The sequence below is a fragment of the Micromonospora sp. NPDC050784 genome (assembly GCF_044456765.1).
Lineage (GTDB): Bacteria > Actinomycetota > Actinomycetes > Mycobacteriales > Micromonosporaceae > Micromonospora > Micromonospora foliorum.
In genome coordinates this window covers 162,626-178,614 of record NZ_JBITGG010000010.1, presented here as the reverse complement: position 1 = coordinate 178,614, position 15,989 = coordinate 162,626, and the positions used below count along the sequence as shown (strand labels likewise).

Here is a 15,989-nt window from a genome sequence, read left to right as displayed (position 1 = left end):
TGCGCTCGGTGATTCCGTCGGCGACCCGCTAGCGTGGACAGTCGATCGGTGCACATAGGAGGCGCGGTGGCCCACGTCGAACTTTCGCTCTCGGAAGCGTTCGTGCCGGCGGCGCGGGCCTCGACAGAGCCGGAGTCCGACAACGTCGGCCAATGGTCGTCGACAGTCTCCCGGGCCGACGAGCCGTGTCTGCTGATCGACGCCGACACCCGGGTGGTGGCGATCTCCACGGCCGGTTGCGAGTTGCTCTGCCTCGGTGAGCCGGACGGGCTGATCGGGCGACCGCTGCTCGACGGCGGGCTACGCCTGCTCGACTTCACCGCCAACCGGGGCGAGCTGACCGAAGCCGAGATCGACAAGATCCCGCCGCTGTTGGCGCTCTCCTCCGGCCGACTCGCCCGTGGCCTACTCCGGGTGCAGGCCGCCTCGGCGAACAGCTCCGACGCGACCGTCGACGCGATCTCCACCCCGGTGCTCACCGACGGCACCGTCGCCGGCTCCCTCACCTTCTTCTCCGAGGTCTGACCTGCGGCGGAGTGTGTCCTTCACCGCACGCGGTGTTGCCGGGGTGGGCCCGTACGAAGGCCGTAGGGTGCCCTCATGCTCGATATCGCACTACTGCCGGGGGGAATACGCTGTGTGCCGGTTGGCCGCCGGCACCACCCTGCCGTACGCGCTGTCGAGCGGGCTGCGCGGCGCGGACGTGGTGACGGTGAGCTGGACCGCCGACGGGATCTCCGTGATCTGCCCGACCGACCGGGCACCGGCGCAGGCCGTGGTGGAGACGACCTGGCGCTGTCTACGGGTCACCGCCCCGGTGGCGCCGGCCGGCGCCGGCAGCCTGGCCGCCCTCGTCGACCCGCTCGCCGAGGCACGGGTCAGCGCCGTCACGTTCTCCACGTTCGACACCGACTACCTGCTGGTGCCGACCGTCCGGCTGGCCGAGGGCACGGCCGCGCTCCAGCGCGCCGGGCATCGCGTCACCGGCTGACCTTCACCCGATCGGCCGCTCACCCTACGATGGGCTCGGCCACCCCGGCCGCGACGAATTCTCCGATGTCCCGAGGATCGGCCCGTGCCGTTCACCCCGCCCCGCCCCGCGTCCCCCTCACCGCGGCCGACGATCCACACCCCACCGGCGAATCCTGGCCGGGCAGCCGATCACGGTCCTGTCCGGGCCATCGCCCGGATCCTGCCGATGGCGCTCGCCGTCGCGGCGCTGGCCGGTTGTGGCGCCCCACCCGGGCTCGGCGAGCCGACCGCTGTGCCCACCCACACCGCGACCCCGACGACGCCCGGCCCGAGCACCGCGCCCCCGACCCCGCCGGCCACCGCACCCTCCCTCGGTACGGTGACGCCCACCCCGGACGCCGGGTTGGTCGCGACGGCCTGCCGCAACGGGCCGACCGGGCAGCGGGTGCTGCAACTGTTGCGCGGTCGGGCCGCAGTGCTGCCGGCGAACGTCCGGGTCCAGGTCCGAACCGGGCCGCTCTGTGCCGGCGACTGGCAGTTCACCGTGCTGACGGTGACCGGGCACGAGGAACTCCAGGTGGTCACCCGGGGCAGGCCCAGCGCCCCGGTGCTGGTCACCGCCGGCACGGACGTCTGCACCATCGAGGTACGCGCCACCGGTCCGGCCGGGATCCGCACCCTCGCCTGCGACGCCGGCCCGGCCAACGGACCGGGTGCGTAGGCTGATCGGCATGCCGGGAACACCGCCGACGCGTTTCGTCTTCCTCGGGCCGGAGGGCACCTTCGCCGAGCAGGCCCTGCGCTCCGTGCCCGCCGCCGAGCGCGGCACCCGTACGCCCGCCCGCAGCGTCGGGGAGGCACTGGACAGCGTCCGCGCCGGCGACGCCGACGCCGCGCTGGTGCCACTGGAAAACTCGATCGGCGGCGCGGTGGGCGTCACCCTGGACGAGATGGCCGAGGGCGAGCCGTTGGTGATCACCCGGGAGGTGATCCTGGCGGTGGAGTTCGTGCTCGCCGCGCGGCCCGGCACCTCGCTGACCTCGGTCCGCACCGTGGCGGCCCACCCACAGGCGTCCACCCAGTGCCGAGGCTGGCTGCGCGACCACCTGCCCGACGCCGTGGTGGTCGACGTACTCTCCAACGGCGCGGCCGCCGCCGGTGCCGGCACGGGTGAGTACGACGCGGCGATCTGCGCACCGATCGGAGCTTCCCGGCACCGACTCACGACACTCGCCGACAAGATCGCCGACCACCCCGACGCGGTGACCCGGTTCGCGCTGGTGTCCCGCCCCGGGCCGCCACCGCCGCCGACCGGTGACGACCTCACCTCGCTCGCGGTCTACATCGCCCACGACCGGGTCGGCGCGTTGCTGTCCGTGCTGATGGAGTTGGCCGTCCGGGGGGTCAACCTGACCCGGATCGAGTCCCGTCCCACCGGTGAGGCGCTGGGCCGCTACGTCTTCTTCCTGGACTGCACCGGCCACGTGGCCGACGTACGCCTGGGCGAGGCGTTGCAGGGGCTCCGCCGGGTCTGTGCCGACGTCCGCTTCCTGGGCTCCTACCCCCGGCACCGGTGGGCCGAGGCAGCGGGCCAACGCCCGGTGCCCGCGCCAGCCGGTCTCTCCGACATCGACTACGCCGATGCGGCGGCCTGGCTGGCCCGCCTGCGTACCGGCGAGTTGACCTGATCGGGCGGAGGCGCCCCCACAGTTCGGGAGCGCCCCACGCCACTCGCGATCAGCTCAGCAGACCGCCGAGCAGACCGCCCTCCTGCTGCTGCTGGCCGCTGCCCAGAACCGGCGGCTCCTCGGACGGCTGCACCACCACGAAGCCCTGACCGGCGAAGCTCATGGTGAACGACTCACCGGTGCGACGGCCGAGCAGTGTGCCGAGACCGAGCTGCTCGGCCCGGTGGTAGCCGGTCTGGAGGTTCGCCGACCAGCAGACCGCGGCCTGCGGGTCGACGTACGTCGGGGCGTCCACGTTCAGCACGACGGGGGTGCCCTTGGTGGTGATGGCGATCCGCCCGTGGCCGCTGAACACACAGTTGAAGAGGCCGGACGAGGACGCCATCCCGGCACCGCCGACCATCCTGATGTCGTACTGGAGGGTGGAGTCGAAGGCGAGCACGCTGCTGCCGTTGATGGAGAGGGCGTCGCCCGGCTCCAGGTCGATGATGTGCACGTCCTTGGCCAGCTCGGCGAGGAAGACGTCCCCTTGGCCGGTGACCTTCATCAGCGGGACGCCCTCGCCGGTGAGCTTCTGCTTGAGGAACTTGCCGAGCCCGCCCGAGCCCAGCGCCTGGAACTGCACATTCCCCTGGTAGGCGACCATCGACCCGACCCGGGCCATCGCCTCACCGTTGAGCTCGATCTTCAACATCTTGGAGTTCTGCAACCGCATGCCGGGCTGCGCGGACTCCTTCTCCAGATTCTCCGCGGAGAACAGCTCGCTGCGCATGAAAGGGCCTCCTGAATAGGGTCGCGTTCGCTGCACCGACGGTAGGCGACCTCGGCAAGCACAGGCCATCGGCCGGGCGGCGCGGCGCACGCGGGCCGTGCGGCGCGGGCGGGCATCGAGCGGCGCGGGCGTCGAGCGGCGGGGGTCAGCCCCAGCCGAGAGCGTGCAACCGCGCGTCGTCGATGCCGAAGTGGTGGGCGATCTCGTGCACCACGGTCACCGCCACCTCGTCGATGACGTCCTCGTCGTTGTCGCAGATCCGCAGGATCGGATGGCGGTAGATGAAGATCCGGTCGGGCAGCACGCCGGAGTAGTCCCAGCCGCGCTCGGTGAGCGCATGCCCCTCGTAGAGGCCGAGCAGGTCGACCTCTCCCGGTGGCGGGTCGTCCTCGACCAGGATCACCACGTTGTTCATCAGGCCGAGTAGTTCTTCGGGCACCTCGTCGAGGGCTTCGCCGACCAACTCCTCGAAGCGCTCACGGCTCATCTCCACCGGCACCTCGCCCATTGTGCCCGACGCGGGGGCACGCGGCCCGGTCCTGCGGGACGACCGTGGCCGTCACCCGCACATGCACGGAAGAAGCGACCACCCGGGACCGGGCGGAGGCTCCTTCCGTGGACGTACGGTGTGGGCCGGCTAGCTCAGGAAGCCAGGCGGGCGTTGAGGGTGATCTCGGCACCCGGCGAGAGCAGGCGGGAGATCGGGCAGTTGGCCTTGGCGGCCTCGGCGAGCTTCTGGAACTCCGCGTCGTCGATCCCCGGGACCTGGCCGACCGTCTCCAGGTCGATCCGGGTCACGGTCATGCCGGCGTCGGTCTTGTCCAGGTGCACCTTGGCGGTGGTCTCGACCGAGGTGGCCGTGGAGCCCGCGTCGGCGAGCGCCTTGGAGAACGCCATCGAGAAGCAGCCGGCGTGCGCGGCGGCGATCAGCTCCTCGGGGTTGGTGCCCTCACCCTCCTCGAAGCGCGACTTGAAGGAGTAGTTGCCGGACAGGCCGCCCTTACCGGTGCGGATGGTGCCCGCGCCCTCGGTGAGATTGCCCTGCCACTGTGCTGAAGCGGTACGGATAGGCATGAGGCAAACGCTAGCGGAAAGGCGACCGCCGAGCGACTGACCGGCACGCTCGCCAGCCCTGCGATCCCTGTCACCACCAGCTTGCTGTGCCATGATGCGACCCAGGTCCGTGCCGGCGGAAGGGTGGCCGATGTCCGAGGAGCTTCCGATCCCGCGGCAGGGCGACCGGTCCGAGGCCCCGGCCGTGATCGAGTGGGGCGCCGTCGACCCGGCTCCACGACGCCGGTTCGGTTGGTCCCTGGCCGACTTCGCGCGGGATCCTCGACTGCCCCTGCTGCTCGCCGGTCTGGGCGCGGTGGCCGCGATCGCCTCGCTGGTCGGTGAGTGGCTGGTGATGAGCCTGCCGAACGGCGGGCCCGAGGGGAACGCGACGATCGAGGTGCCCGCCGGGGTGTCCGAGGTCGGTGGCTTCGGGGTCGGCTATCTGGTCGGGCTTCTCGCCCTGGTCTGCACCGTGGCGCTGGCGTTGCGCGGCACGGCGGCCGTGCGGCCGAACGCCCGACTGGCCGGCCTCACCCTGGCCGGTGCCCTGCTGGCGCTGCTGGTGGCGGCCACGGCCAGCTTCGACAACCCCGGTCAGCGAAACTTCTTCTACTCGCCGCAGGACGGCTTCCAGGTCGAGTACGGCCGGGGGCTGGTGATGGCGTTCGCCGCCTGTGTGCTGTTCGCGGCCGCCCTGCGGCTGGCGCCCGCCGCACCCCCCGGCGCGTTCGCCGCGCCACCGGACGATGACCGGCCCGCCGACGCGCCAGCACCGCGCCCCTGGCGCCGCCGCCGCGACCCGGACCCGGTCGACGACGGCCTACCCGCACCAGCCGACCTGACAGTCGCCCCGGCCGCCCCCTTCGCCCGCCCCGACCCCCAGCCCTAACCCCACCCCACCCCAACGCCCGACCTCACGGCGCCTCGATCGCGTCGATCACGGAGTTGTGGTGGTGAACATAAGTCGTGTGAACGGGTAAACCGGACACCACAACTCCATGATCGGCGGGGAGGGGGTGGGGGCGGGGTGGGGACACCTTGCGGGTGCCGGGGGTTGGCGTCCGATTCGCCTGGAAGCCATGGATGCGACCCGTTCCGCGAGGTACGGTTGCTGCCCGCCGTCACGCCGGGAGTCGGTTTCCCTGACGCTGGCGGTGCGACGGCGGCGGGCGAAGGAGGAACCATGACCCGCCCGGGACTGCCCAAGTTGATCGCGACCGACCTCGACGGGACGCTGGTCCGCAGCGATGACACCGTCTCCGCGTACACCCATGGGGTGCTCGACCGGGTGCGCGCCGCCGGGATTCCGGTGGTCGGCGCGACCGGACGCGGCCCTCGGTTGACCGAGTTGACCCGCAACGACATCCGCGCCGCCGACTTCCTGGTGATGGCCGGTGGTGGGCGAGTGGTCGACCAGAGCGACCCGAGCGGCCCGGTGGTGCTCCGCGACGAGCGGCTGCCCGCCGAGGTGCTGGCCCGGCTCCTCGCCGACCTGGAGGCGGAGGTCGGCCCGCTGACCGTCATGGTCGAGGCGTCCGACGAGCAGGACGCCCCGCTGTGGGGCGACTATCACGAGAGCTGGCCCTACCAGGACCGCTTCGAGGCGCGCACGCGCGACGAGTGTCTCGCCTGCGACGTGATCAAGGCCTTTGCCCGGACCGCCGACCACCACGTGGACGAACTGCTGGCGGTGGCTCGTCGGATCGTCCCGCCGCAGGTCGCCACACTCACCCAGGCCGGGCTCGGTTTCATCGAGATCTGCCCGCCCGGCGTGGACAAGGCGACCGGGCTGACCGTGGTGGCGCAGACCCTCGGGGTCGACCCGGCCGATGTGCTGGTCTTCGGTGACATGCCCAACGACCTGCCGATGTTCGAGTGGGCCGGCTGGTCGCGGGTGGCCGTGGCGAACGCCCACCCCGCTCTGCGCGCCGTCGCGGACGAGGTGACCTTGCGCAATGACGACGACGGGGTGGCGGTGTATCTCGACCGGCTACTGTCCCGGTAATGGGAGACACACCCCGCCTCATCGCCACCGACATCGACGGCACGCTGATCCGCGACGACCACACCGTCAGCCCGCGCACCGCCGACCTGCTCGCGCGGATCTCCGCGCGAGGCACGCCGGTCGTCCTGGTCACCGGCCGTCCGGTCCGCTGGCTCAAGATGGTGTACGACCAGCTCGCCCGGCCGCTGCCGGCGGTCTGCGCCAACGGCGCCGTGGTCTACGACCCGTTCGAGGACGAGGTGGTGCGGGCTGACCCGCTCGCACCGCACCACCTGGCCGAGGTGGCTCGGAGGCTACGGGCCGAGGTGCCCGGGATCAGCTTCGCCGTGGAGATCCTGGACAGCCGGGAGATGCGGCACGAGGCGCACTACCCGCTGCGCTGGGACGCCGACGCCAACGGCATCCGGCCGATCGAGACGCCGGAGGAGTTGCTCTCGGTGCCGGCGGTGAAGCTCCTCGCCCGAGCCGGCGAGCAGGACCCGGATGCCTTCGCCGAGCTGATCGCCACGGCGGTGGCGGGGTTGGCCGAGGCCACGCACTCGTCGTCCTCGGGGCTGGTGGAGATCTCCGCGGCCGGGGTGACCAAGGCGGCGGGGCTGGCCTGGTACTGCGACCAGCTCGGGGTGGCCGCGGCGGACGTGCTGGCCTTCGGCGACATGCCCAACGACGTACCGATGCTGACCTGGGCCGGGCGTGGCGTGGCGGTGGCCAACGCGCACCGCGCCGTCCTGGCGGTCGCCGACGACGTGACGACGGCGAACACCGAGGACGGCGTGGCGGCGTACCTGGAGAAGATCTTCGGGGTGGACTGAGGTCAGAGGTACTGACCGGTGTTGTGACCCTCGCCGGCGCCCGGCTGGCCGATGCCCGGCATCCCGGGGACGACTCCGCCGGGGCCGCTGGGCAGCGCCTGCCGGCCGCCGCGCATCTGCTCCAGCTGCACCCGGGCGGCCATCTGCTGCGCCACCAGGGCCGCCTGGATGCCGTGGAACAGGCCTTCCAGCCAGCCGACGAGCTGGGCGTGCGCGATCCGCAGCTCGCCCTCGCTGGGGGCCTTGTCCTCGGCGAAGGGCAGCGAGATGCGCTCCAGCTCGTCGCGCAGCTCGGGGGCGAGGCCCTCCTTGAGCTCGACGATCGACCGCTCGTGGATCTCCCGCATCCGGTTGCGGCTGGCGTCGTCGAGGGGCGCGGCCTTCACCTCCTCCAACAGCTGCTTGATCATGCTGCCGATCCGCATCACCTTGGCCGGCTGTTCGACCAGGCGGGTCGGATCCTCGCCTTGGCCCTCGTCGGTCTGCATCGTGCCGATCGGCCGGCCGTCCGGACCGACCACCACAACGGTGCCGGAGTGGCCGGAGTCGTCGGGGCCGGGCTCGTCGTTCTGTCCAGCGGAGCGCGCTTCGGTCATGGGGTCCATCTTTACCCAGCGGGCCCGAGCTATGCCGTCCGGGACCGACTCCCGGGGCCGAACCACCCGGGCGGGGCGCGCTACCGTCGCGCCATGCCTGTCGACCCGCGCGCCGTGTTGACCCGGCCCGCTCCGGAGCCCGACCGGACCGTGGCGTACGGGGACGACCCGGATCAGGTGGCCGACCTGCGCCTCCCAGCGGGAACCGGGCCGGCACGGCCGCTGGTCGTCGTGCTGCACGGCGGGTTCTGGCGGGCCGAGTACGACCGACGGCACACCGGCCCGCTGGCCGCGGCCCTCGCCGCTGCCGGCTACCCGGTGGCGCAGCTGGAGTACCGCCGCACCGGGCAGCCCGGAGGTGGCTGGCCGGGCACCCTGACCGACGTCCTGACCGGGGTGGCCGAGCTGCCGGCGCTGGCGGCCGAGGCGCTGCCCGGCCGGGTGACTCCGGCCGCGCCGATCCTGGTCGGGCACTCCGCCGGCGGTCACCTGGCGCTGTACGCGGCGGCCACCGCCCCGGCGACTGTGCGCGGGGTGCTCGCCCTGGCCCCGGTGGCCGATCTGGGCGAGGCGTACCGGCGGGATTTGGACTCGGGGGCGGTCGCCGCGCTGCTCGGGGGCGGCCCGGCGCAGGTCCCGGACCGCTACGCGGCTGCGGATCCACGGATGTTGGTACCGATACGAACACGGACGGTAGTTGTGCACGGCTCGGACGATCTCCAGGTTCCGGCGGAGATGAGCCGGGATTTCGTCGCGGAGGCGCGTGCCGAGGGTTCCGATATTTCCCTTGTTGAACTGCCTGGATGCGAGCATTTCGGGCTGATCGACCCGGAGTCCGTCGCCTGGCCTCAGGTCCTTGCTGTGTTGCGGTCCTTGCACGATGATCACTAGCCATTGACGCAGCGTCGCGGAGCAGGTAGAACGCCGGTGGGGCGGTGTTCGGCCCTGCAACGCTTCCGTGGAAGGAACTCGGTGTCACAGATGAATCGCAGGCGGGCGCTCCAACTGTTGGCCGCGCTCGGTACCACCGGGTTCGTCGCCGCGTGTGGCTCAGACAGTGACGCCGGACCGACCGCCGACCGCGGTCCAATCAAGATCGGGTTGATCACGCCGCAGGCCGGTGGATTCAAGAGCATCGGCGACGACATCACCAACGGCTTCCAGCTCTTCCTCGACCTGAACGACCAGCGGCTGGGCGGCCACCCGGTGGAGCTGCTGACCGCCGACGAGGGCGACACCGCGAAGACCGGTAAGGCCGCGGTCGATGGCCTGCTCAAGCAGGGCGTGCTGGCGCTCACCGGCGTGGTCAACTCGGCGGTGATGGTCGGCATCCGGGACACCGTGGAACAGGCCCGGGTCCCGCTGATCGGCTCCAACGCCTCACCGAGCAGCCTGCAGAGCGTCTTCTACATCTGGCGGACCTCGTACGTGCTCGACGAGGCCGGCCGGGCGCTGGGCCGCTACCTGCGCGACCAACTGCCGGCGAACGGCCGTGTCGCGATCATCATGCCGGAGAACGTCGGCAGCCCGGACGTGGTCCGTGGCTTCCGGCAGGAGTTCGGCGCGAGCGACCCACGGATTCGCGACGCGGTGACCTACACCAACGCCACCCCCAACCCCGGCAAGACCACGTACGCCTCGGACATCACCAGGGCGCTGGCCAAGAAGCCCACCGCGGTCTTCTGCTTCTTCGCCGGGGCGGCCGCCGTGGAGTTCATCAAGCAACTGCGCGAGAAGTTCGCCGGGCCGATCTACGCACCCGGCTTCCTCACCGAGGGCGCGGTGCTGGAGAACCTGAAGGACAACGCGCTGGGCATCCAGACCGCGCTGAACTACTCGGCCGACCTGAACAACACGTCGAACCGGGTCTTCGCCTCGGCGTACCGCAAGAAGTACCAGGTCACCCCCACCACGTACGCGATGGCGTCGTACGACGCGGCGCAGGTGCTCGACCAGGCCATCCAGCTGGCCGGCGGGAAGCCCACGCCGCAGCAGGTCAACCTGGCCCTGGGCAAGATCGGCCAGATCGACAGCCCGCGCGGCATCTGGCAGTTCAACCAGCCGCGTACCCCTCAGCAGAAGTGGTACCTGCGCGAGGTGCAGCGCGACGGTCAGGTCATGTCGAACGTGCTGATCAACGAGCTGGCCACGCTGGGCTGAACGCCCACCCGGAACACGATTCGGGGCCGGTCTCCCAGTGGGAGGCCGGCCCCGAGACGTTCGTGGGGTCAGTGTCGCAGCTCGGCGATGCAGCACTTCACGCTGCCGCCACCCTTCTTCAGCTCGGCCAGCTCGACCGGGACCGGGGTGTACCCGGCCGCCTTGAGCTTGCCGGCCAAGCGGGTGGCCTCGCTGTTGAGCACCACGTTCGCGCCGTCGCTGACCAGGTTGAGCCCGAAGGCCATCGCGTCCTCGTCGTCGGCGATCACCGCGTCCGGGAAGAGTTGGGTGAGCACCCGCTGGCTGGCCGCGGAGAACGCGCCCGGGAAGTAGACGACATTCGCGTCGTCGATGGCCGCGAGCGCCACGTCCAGGTGGTAGAAGCGGGGGTCGATCAGGCGCAGCGACACCACCGGGCGGCCCAGCGCCTCCTGCGCCTCGGCGTGCGCCGGGATCTCGGTGCGGAAGCCGTGCCCGGCCAGGATGAGCCCGCCGTGCGCCTCCGGCACGTACGCGAAGTCGCCCTCACCCTCGTTGGTCTCGCTGGGTGCGAGGAACCGCCAGCCCTGCGCCTCGTAGAAGGCGTGGTGGGCGGCGGCCTCGGCGGCCCGCTGCTCGTGCTTGAACCGGGCGCCGTAGACGCTGCCGTCCACCACGAAGCCGCCGTTGGCGGCGTAGACCATGTCGGGCAGGCCCTGCTCGGGGGTGAGCAGGTGCACCTCGTGGCCGAGGCCGACAAGCGTCTCGCGCAGCCGGTCCCACTGCTTGACGGCCAGGTCCCGGTCGACCGGGGTGGTCACGTCCATCCACGGATTGATCGCGTACTCGACCGCGAAATACTCCGGCGAGCACATGAGATATGTCCGCTTTCGCGGGAAACGCTGCTGGTTCACGGTCAACAAGAGTAGGTACCGTGGAACTTTGAAAACAGCCACAAGCGTTGCTTCCCAGAGGCGGAACGTTGCAGATAGACGCGGTAGACCAGCGGATCATTGCGTTACTCGTCGCGGACGCCCGCGCGTCCTACGCCGACATCGGCGCTCGGGTGTCACTCTCCGCCCCGGCGGTCAAGCGCCGCGTCGACCGACTGCGCGCCACCGGCGTGATCAGGGGATTCACGGCTGTCGTTGATCCAGCCGCCGTCGGCTGGACGACGGAGGCCTTCGTGGAGCTGTTCTGCGCCGGCCGGACCACCCCGGCGCAGATCGGTGTCGCCGCCCGCCGACACCCCGAGGTCGTCGGCGCGTACACCGTCTCCGGGGAGGCGGACGCGCTCGTGCACCTGCGCGCCGCCGACATCGCCCACCTGGAGGCAGCGCTGGAGCGGCTGCGTGCCGAGTCGTTCGTGACCTCCACCCGCAGCACCATCGTGCTCTCCCGGCTGGTCGAATCGCCCGGCGTCGGCCCTTCTCCCGGCACCTCTTGACCTCAACCCGGGTTGAGGAGATGGACTGACCCCGAGTGGGCGAGGCAGCCCACCGAGGCCGAGGAGACTGTCATGCGGGCGATCTGGTTACGTGAGTTCGGCGGGCCCGAGGTGCTGGTGCCCGGCCCCGCGCCCGACCCGGTGCCCGGCCCCGGCCAGGTGCTGATCGACGTCGCGCACGCGAACATCACCTTCATCGAGACGCAACTGCGCGCCGGTCGCCCCGGCCCGTTCCGCCTCACCCCACCGTTGATCCCCGGCAACGGCGTCGGCGGGGTGATCACTGCGGTCGGGCCGGACGTCGACCCGGCGCTGACCGGGCAGCGGGTGGTCAGCGCAACCGGAGGTTCCGGCGGTTACGCCGAACTCGCGGCCGTGGACGCGTCGGCGTCGATCGCGGTGCCGGCCGGGTTGGCGCTGGACGAGGCGGTCGCGCTGCTGGCCGACGGGCGGACCGCCACCATGCTGATCGAGGCGGTCGGCGTCCACCCGGGTGACCGGGTGCTGGTGGAGGCCGCGGCCGGTGGCGTGGGCAGCCTGTTGGTGCAGCTCGCGGTCCGGGCCGGAGCCCAGGTGGTCGGCGCGGCCGGTGGGCCACGCAAGGTGGACCTGCTGCCCGGCCTGGGTGCCGAGCTGGCCGTCGACTACCTCCGACCCGAGTGGGTCGAGCAGGTCCGGGCCGCGGTTGGCGGGGTCGACGTGGTGCTCGACGGGGTCGGTGGTCCGGTGGCCCGGGCCGCCTTCGACCTGCTCTCCCCGGGCGGCCGGATGGTCAGCTTCGGGTTGGCGAGCGGAGAGTGGTCCCCGGTGTCGGCGGAGGCCGCCGCGGCACGGCAGGTGACCCTGGTCCGGCCGGACGTGCCGCCCGCGCGGCTGCGCGCGTACACCGAACAGGCCCTGGCCGACGCGGCGGCCGGCCGGCTGCGACCGCTCATCGGCCAGCGTTTCCCGCTGGAACGCGCCGCCGACGCGCACGCCGCCATCGAGGCGCGCGCGACGGTCGGCAAGACCCTGCTGGACGTGACCTGACCGGTCTCAGAGGTACATGCCGGTGCGGTGCTCCGACTCGTCGCGTCGGACCGGCTTGTCACCCTCACCGAAGAACCGCTTGCCCCCGAACTCGCCGTGCAGACGGTCGTCCAACTCGTCGGCCAGACCGGTCATCACCTGCACCGCCAGCATCAGATGGGTCGCCTGGAAGTTGCGGCCGAACACCGGGATGGACGCCCAGACCGTGTCGTCGGCGCAGTAGAGGCGGCCGATCGGCATCCGGTTCGTCAGCTCGGAGAGCTTGACGTAGAGCCGCTCGGTCGGCTCGACCTCGGTGAGCACCGGGGAGAAGACGTCCACCAGGGGCGGATTGTCCCGCACCCGCACGAAGACCATCGCCGAGCCGGCGCGGATGTTGATGTCGCCGTCCGAGTCGACCTGCAACCGGTCGGTGTCCGACTTCAACATCGTGGAGACCACGGTACGGACCCGGTCGGCCAGGTCGAGCACGTCGTCCCGCTCCACCTGCGCGGCGGCCGCCTCGGCCAACGCCTCCTCCAGGTCCGCCTCCACGTCGGCGTCCGGGCCGAACTCGCTGCGCGCGGTGCCCAGCGGGTCCACCGCCAGCGGTTCGCCCTCGGTGTCCTGCACCGAGTAGACGAGGAAGGCCGGGTGCGGGGCGCCGTAGACGTCCCGAAGCGTGCGGGAGAGCAGCGCGGCGACCTGGGTCGACTCGGCCGTCGTGGCGTTCAGCCCGAAGGAACCACCGGAGCCGGCGACCACCCCGGGCGGGGACCAACCGAGCGCGACCATGTCCGCCACCGCACCGCGGTCCAGTCGGTAGCCCGCCGGCAGGGTGGCGTTGCCGACCGCGCGGGCGGACAACACCCGGTCCGCGTCCACGTCGACGCTTATCGAATAGATGGCGTCCCCGGTGCCGGAGGCGGTGGGGTCCAGGGTCACGTCGAGGTGCGCGCCGACGGGAAGTTCCCGCAGCCGTACGGCGAGCGCACGGGCGAACTCCCGCCACGCCTCGGTCACCTTCGCTCGCAGGTCGGTGGTGCTGGGCTCGTCGAGCAGGATCGATTCCGCCGGCTCAGTCGAAGCGCCGGGCAGCTCACCGTGCGGCGCCGAGGGGTGGTCAGCCGTCATGATCGCCTCCGTCCGTCACGATCACCCTACCCACGCCGCCCGGGGGCCGAATCAGCCCGGACCGGGATCGGACAGCGGCGGTCAGGGGGCCGTCGGGTTCGCGGGGTCGGCGCCCAGCTCGACCGGCCAGGCGCCCGCCAGCGCGCTGAGCCGGGCCGCAGCGTCCGCCGGCTCCGCGCCCCGGCCAACCGCCAACCCCAAGAGGTACGCGGTGACCGGCGCACCCGGACGCAGCACCTGATGGGCGACGTCCCGGGCCAGATCCAGCACCGTTGGCACCGGTACCGCGGCCGGGTCCAGATCCAACTCGGCGCACACCGCCGTGACCCAGTCGTCCATCACCGTCATCGCGCCCACTCCTCCGCCCGGCGTACGTCCTCGTCAGTGTCGCAGTCGAACCACGGCGGCGGGCCCTCGCCGGACCAGGCCACCTCCCGCACGACGAGACCAGCCAGCAGTGCCCGGACCGGGGCTCCGGACAGAGTCCCGTCCCGCTCGACAGTCAACCGGTGCAACGCCGCCCGCAGCGAGGCGACCCGCCAGACACCGCAGAGCGACTGCCGCCGACCGTCCCCGTCCACGAAGCACGCCCCGTCGGGGCCCGCCGAATCTGTGTCGGCGTCGGGGCCCGGGTCGGCGTCGCGGCCCGGGTCGGCGTCGCGGCCCAGGTCGGCGTCGCGGCCCAGGTCGGCGTCGCGGCCCAGGTCGGCGTCGGGGCCCAGGTCGGCGTCGGGGCCCGCCGGCTCGGTTTCGGGGCCTGGGTCGGTGAGGTGATGCAGCAGGTCGCCGATCGCGGCCCGGGTGAGCAGCGGCAAGTCGGCGGCGAGCAGCGCGACCAGCGCGGTATCGGGATCCAGCAGTGCCAGACCCGCCGCCGCCGCGGCGACCGGGCCGCCGCCGGGCGGGTCCTCCCGGACGACCCGCACACCCGCCGGCACCGCGTCGGCGGCACCGACCAGCACGCGCGGCGTCGCGTCGGCGACGGCGGCCAGCACCCGGTCACGCATCGGCCGGCCGCCGACCGGAAGCGCGGGCTTGTCGACCCCACCCATCCGTCGGGCGGCCCCACCCGCGAGCACCACGGCGGCGTACGTCCCCACCCGGCCACCGTAGCCGTGCCACCGCCCGCTCGTGCCCGCCGCTCAACCCCGGCGTCGCCCGGTCGTGCCCGGCGCCCGACCCCGGGCCGCCCGGTCGTGCCCGCCGCTCGACCCGGTGTAGTGCGGTCCGGCCGGCGCTCCGCCCGACCCGATCGCGAGGCCCCCACCCGGCTCGTCCGACCCTGCTGGCCCGACCCCTCGCCCCGGTGATCATGGACTTATCGCTCGACACGCCGACGACACGCGCGGACAACTTCATGATCAACGCGCGGGGGTGGGGTCGGGGTGGGGGTGGGGGGTCGGGGTGGGGGTGAGGGCGGGGCGGTGCTCACGAATGGTTGGTGGTCGTGCGGGTGTGCGGGTGCGGGGTGGAGGATGGCGGGATGGGACGGGCAACTGATCGACGGGGCGTACTCCGGATCGACCTGGACGCGGCGACCGCCGGGCGCGGGTCGGTCCGCCGACCGGACACGCTCGCCGTCGAGGAGCCGCTGGAGATCCGGGTCGGCGCGGCCGGCCCCGGTCGACGTCGGCCGCTGGTCGTCACCATGCGTACCCCCGGCGACGACCTGGACCTGGCCATCGGGTTCCTGCTGACGGAGGGGCTGATCCGGTCGACCGACGACGTGCTGACCGCGCAGCTCTGCGCCGGCGCGGAGACGCCGAACACGTACAACGTGGTGGACGTGGTGCTGGCTCCCGGCGTACCGGAACCGACCACCGACCCGTCCCGGAACTTCTACACGACCAGTTCCTGTGGGGTCTGCGGCAAGGCCAGCATCGACGCGATACGCACCCGGTCACTCTTCCCGGTCGCGGAGGATCCGCTCAGCGTGCCGGCCACGCTGCTCGCCGACCTGCCCGACCGGTTGCGCGCCGCCCAGCGCGGCTTCGATCGGACCGGCGGGCTGCACGCGGCGGGGCTGTTCACCGCGGACGGTGAGCTGGTGGTGCTCCGGGAGGACGTGGGCCGGCACAACGCCGTGGACAAGGTGATCGGCTGGGCCGTGCGGGAACGCCGGTTGCCGCTCGCCGGGCACCTACTGCTGGTCTCCGGACGGGCCAGCTTCGAGCTGACCCAGAAGGCGTGGATGGCCGGGTTGCCGCTGCTGGCGGCGGTGTCCGCCCCGAGCACCCTCGCCGCCGAACTGGCCGACGAGGCGGGGATGACACTTGTCGGCTTCCTGCGCGGGCGGACCATGAACGTCTACACCGGGCCGCACCGGATCACGGTGGAGCAGCCAGCCTGACCCGAGCGGC

The 15,989-nt window shown here is 72.2% G+C and carries 19 protein-coding genes and 1 pseudogene; 12 read left to right on the top strand and 8 right to left on the bottom strand.

Going from position 1 to position 15,989, the window contains the following annotated elements; all coding sequences use genetic code 11:
• Window positions 1-66 precede the first annotated feature (66 nt).
• The 4 genes and pseudogenes from ACIBD9_RS16205 (at window position 67) to pheA (ending at window position 2,660) form a co-directional block, all read left to right on the top strand.
• Entirely contained in the window at window positions 67-525 is a 459-nt protein-coding gene (locus tag ACIBD9_RS16205; protein ID WP_387175126.1) for a hypothetical protein, read from the top strand.
• A 75-nt stretch (window positions 526-600) separates the two neighbouring features.
• Window positions 601-991, top strand: a pseudogene (locus ACIBD9_RS16200) (ACT domain-containing protein).
• A gap of 207 nt (window positions 992-1,198) precedes the next feature.
• Window positions 1,199-1,693: a hypothetical protein gene (locus ACIBD9_RS16195; RefSeq protein WP_396718294.1), complete on the top strand. Its 495-nt coding sequence runs from the start codon at window positions 1,199-1,201 to the stop codon at window positions 1,691-1,693.
• Between the two features lie 10 nt (window positions 1,694-1,703).
• Window positions 1,704-2,660, top strand: coding sequence for a prephenate dehydratase (gene pheA, locus ACIBD9_RS16190; RefSeq protein ID WP_396718292.1), 957 nt, complete (start codon window positions 1,704-1,706; stop codon window positions 2,658-2,660).
• 49 nt (window positions 2,661-2,709) lie between these two features.
• Here pheA and ACIBD9_RS16185 read toward each other — a convergent pair whose 3' ends face one another.
• The 3 genes from ACIBD9_RS16185 to ACIBD9_RS16175 form a co-directional block, all read right to left on the bottom strand.
• Window positions 2,710-3,432, bottom strand: coding sequence for an AIM24 family protein (locus ACIBD9_RS16185; RefSeq protein WP_396718289.1), 723 nt, complete (start codon window positions 3,430-3,432; stop codon window positions 2,710-2,712).
• A 145-nt stretch (window positions 3,433-3,577) separates the two neighbouring features.
• Complete coding sequence (locus ACIBD9_RS16180; protein WP_030487733.1) at window positions 3,578-3,925, bottom strand: metallopeptidase family protein; 348 nt, start codon at window positions 3,923-3,925, stop codon at window positions 3,578-3,580.
• Between the two features lie 149 nt (window positions 3,926-4,074).
• Window positions 4,075-4,506: an OsmC family protein gene (locus tag ACIBD9_RS16175; protein ID WP_387175134.1), complete on the bottom strand. Its 432-nt coding sequence runs from the start codon at window positions 4,504-4,506 to the stop codon at window positions 4,075-4,077.
• Window positions 4,507-4,636: 130 nt separating this feature from the next.
• Here ACIBD9_RS16175 and ACIBD9_RS16170 point away from each other — a divergent pair, with 130 nt between their 5' ends.
• The 3 genes from ACIBD9_RS16170 (at window position 4,637) to ACIBD9_RS16160 (ending at window position 7,305) form a co-directional block, all read left to right on the top strand.
• Window positions 4,637-5,377 (top strand): hypothetical protein, encoded by a 741-nt coding sequence (locus ACIBD9_RS16170; protein ID WP_396718287.1) that lies wholly within the window; start codon window positions 4,637-4,639, stop codon window positions 5,375-5,377.
• Window positions 5,378-5,671: 294 nt separating this feature from the next.
• Window positions 5,672-6,493, top strand: a complete 822-nt coding sequence (locus ACIBD9_RS16165; protein ID WP_387175139.1) for an HAD family hydrolase — start codon at window positions 5,672-5,674, stop codon at window positions 6,491-6,493.
• Complete coding sequence (locus ACIBD9_RS16160) at window positions 6,493-7,305, top strand: HAD family hydrolase (protein WP_210787440.1); 813 nt, start codon at window positions 6,493-6,495, stop codon at window positions 7,303-7,305. Before ACIBD9_RS16165 ends, ACIBD9_RS16160 begins: the two co-directional genes overlap by 1 nt.
• Window positions 7,306-7,307: 2 nt before the next feature.
• Here the strand turns inward: ACIBD9_RS16160 and ACIBD9_RS16155 are convergent, their stop codons facing one another.
• Complete coding sequence (locus tag ACIBD9_RS16155; RefSeq protein WP_238661813.1) at window positions 7,308-7,910, bottom strand: bacterial proteasome activator family protein; 603 nt, start codon at window positions 7,908-7,910, stop codon at window positions 7,308-7,310.
• A gap of 84 nt (window positions 7,911-7,994) precedes the next feature.
• Here ACIBD9_RS16155 and ACIBD9_RS16150 point away from each other — a divergent pair, with 84 nt between their 5' ends.
• Together ACIBD9_RS16150 and ACIBD9_RS16145 are read left to right on the top strand one after the other, a co-directional pair.
• Entirely contained in the window at window positions 7,995-8,792 is a 798-nt protein-coding gene (locus ACIBD9_RS16150; RefSeq protein WP_396718283.1) for an alpha/beta hydrolase family protein, read from the top strand.
• An 81-nt stretch (window positions 8,793-8,873) separates the two neighbouring features.
• Window positions 8,874-10,061: an ABC transporter substrate-binding protein gene (locus ACIBD9_RS16145; protein ID WP_396718280.1), complete on the top strand. Its 1,188-nt coding sequence runs from the start codon at window positions 8,874-8,876 to the stop codon at window positions 10,059-10,061.
• Window positions 10,062-10,129: 68 nt separating this feature from the next.
• Here ACIBD9_RS16145 and ddaH read toward each other — a convergent pair whose 3' ends face one another.
• Window positions 10,130-10,963, bottom strand: coding sequence for a dimethylargininase (ddaH, locus tag ACIBD9_RS16140; RefSeq protein WP_396718277.1), 834 nt, complete (start codon window positions 10,961-10,963; stop codon window positions 10,130-10,132).
• 59 nt (window positions 10,964-11,022) lie between these two features.
• Here ddaH and ACIBD9_RS16135 point away from each other — a divergent pair, with 59 nt between their 5' ends.
• Window positions 11,023-11,487 carry an Lrp/AsnC family transcriptional regulator gene (locus ACIBD9_RS16135; RefSeq protein WP_238659336.1) on the top strand — a complete coding sequence of 155 codons (465 nt, stop codon included), beginning with the start codon at window positions 11,023-11,025 and terminating at the stop codon, window positions 11,485-11,487.
• 72 nt (window positions 11,488-11,559) lie between these two features.
• Entirely contained in the window at window positions 11,560-12,516 is a 957-nt protein-coding gene (locus tag ACIBD9_RS16130) for a zinc-binding dehydrogenase (RefSeq protein ID WP_396718274.1), read from the top strand.
• A 6-nt stretch (window positions 12,517-12,522) separates the two neighbouring features.
• Here the strand turns inward: ACIBD9_RS16130 and ACIBD9_RS16125 are convergent, their stop codons facing one another.
• The 3 genes from ACIBD9_RS16125 to ACIBD9_RS16115 form a co-directional block, all read right to left on the bottom strand.
• A complete protein-coding gene (locus ACIBD9_RS16125; RefSeq protein WP_396718271.1) occupies window positions 12,523-13,629 on the bottom strand; it encodes a T3SS (YopN, CesT) and YbjN peptide-binding chaperone 1 in 1,107 nt (368 codons plus the stop codon).
• A gap of 81 nt (window positions 13,630-13,710) precedes the next feature.
• Window positions 13,711-13,977 (bottom strand): DUF6457 domain-containing protein, encoded by a 267-nt coding sequence (locus ACIBD9_RS16120; protein WP_396718269.1) that lies wholly within the window; start codon window positions 13,975-13,977, stop codon window positions 13,711-13,713.
• A complete protein-coding gene (locus ACIBD9_RS16115; protein WP_396718267.1) occupies window positions 13,974-14,729 on the bottom strand; it encodes an NTP transferase domain-containing protein in 756 nt (251 codons plus the stop codon). Before ACIBD9_RS16115 ends, ACIBD9_RS16120 begins: the two co-directional genes overlap by 4 nt.
• A 383-nt stretch (window positions 14,730-15,112) precedes the next feature.
• On the opposite strand from ACIBD9_RS16115, the gene fdhD reads away from it, so the two are divergent.
• The gene (gene fdhD, locus ACIBD9_RS16110) at window positions 15,113-15,979 is read left to right on the top strand and encodes a formate dehydrogenase accessory sulfurtransferase FdhD (RefSeq protein ID WP_396718265.1); all 867 of its coding nucleotides are present in this window, start codon (window positions 15,113-15,115) and stop codon (window positions 15,977-15,979) included.
• Window positions 15,980-15,989: the final 10 nt, after the last annotated feature.

Bases quoted from the DNA above. Each gene is read 5' to 3' on its own strand.
- ACIBD9_RS16195 (WP_396718294.1), top strand. From the start codon at position 1,199: ATGGCGCTCGCCGTCGCGGCGCTGGCCGGTTGTGGCGCCCCACCCGGG.
- pheA (WP_396718292.1), top strand. From the start codon at position 1,704: ATGCCGGGAACACCGCCGACGCGTTTCGTCTTCCTCGGGCCGGAGGGC.
- ACIBD9_RS16185 (WP_396718289.1), bottom strand. From the start codon at position 3,432: ATGCGCAGCGAGCTGTTCTCCGCGGAGAATCTGGAGAAGGAGTCCGCG.
- ACIBD9_RS16175 (WP_387175134.1), bottom strand. From the start codon at position 4,506: ATGCCTATCCGTACCGCTTCAGCACAGTGGCAGGGCAATCTCACCGAG.
- ACIBD9_RS16170 (WP_396718287.1), top strand. From the start codon at position 4,637: ATGTCCGAGGAGCTTCCGATCCCGCGGCAGGGCGACCGGTCCGAGGCC.
- ACIBD9_RS16165 (WP_387175139.1), top strand. From the start codon at position 5,672: ATGACCCGCCCGGGACTGCCCAAGTTGATCGCGACCGACCTCGACGGG.
- ACIBD9_RS16160 (WP_210787440.1), top strand. From the start codon at position 6,493: ATGGGAGACACACCCCGCCTCATCGCCACCGACATCGACGGCACGCTG.
- ACIBD9_RS16155 (WP_238661813.1), bottom strand. From the start codon at position 7,910: ATGGACCCCATGACCGAAGCGCGCTCCGCTGGACAGAACGACGAGCCC.
- ACIBD9_RS16150 (WP_396718283.1), top strand. From the start codon at position 7,995: ATGCCTGTCGACCCGCGCGCCGTGTTGACCCGGCCCGCTCCGGAGCCC.
- ACIBD9_RS16130 (WP_396718274.1), top strand. From the start codon at position 11,560: ATGCGGGCGATCTGGTTACGTGAGTTCGGCGGGCCCGAGGTGCTGGTG.
- ACIBD9_RS16125 (WP_396718271.1), bottom strand. From the start codon at position 13,629: ATGACGGCTGACCACCCCTCGGCGCCGCACGGTGAGCTGCCCGGCGCT.
- ACIBD9_RS16120 (WP_396718269.1), bottom strand. From the start codon at position 13,977: ATGACGGTGATGGACGACTGGGTCACGGCGGTGTGCGCCGAGTTGGAT.
- fdhD (WP_396718265.1), top strand. From the start codon at position 15,113: ATGGGACGGGCAACTGATCGACGGGGCGTACTCCGGATCGACCTGGAC.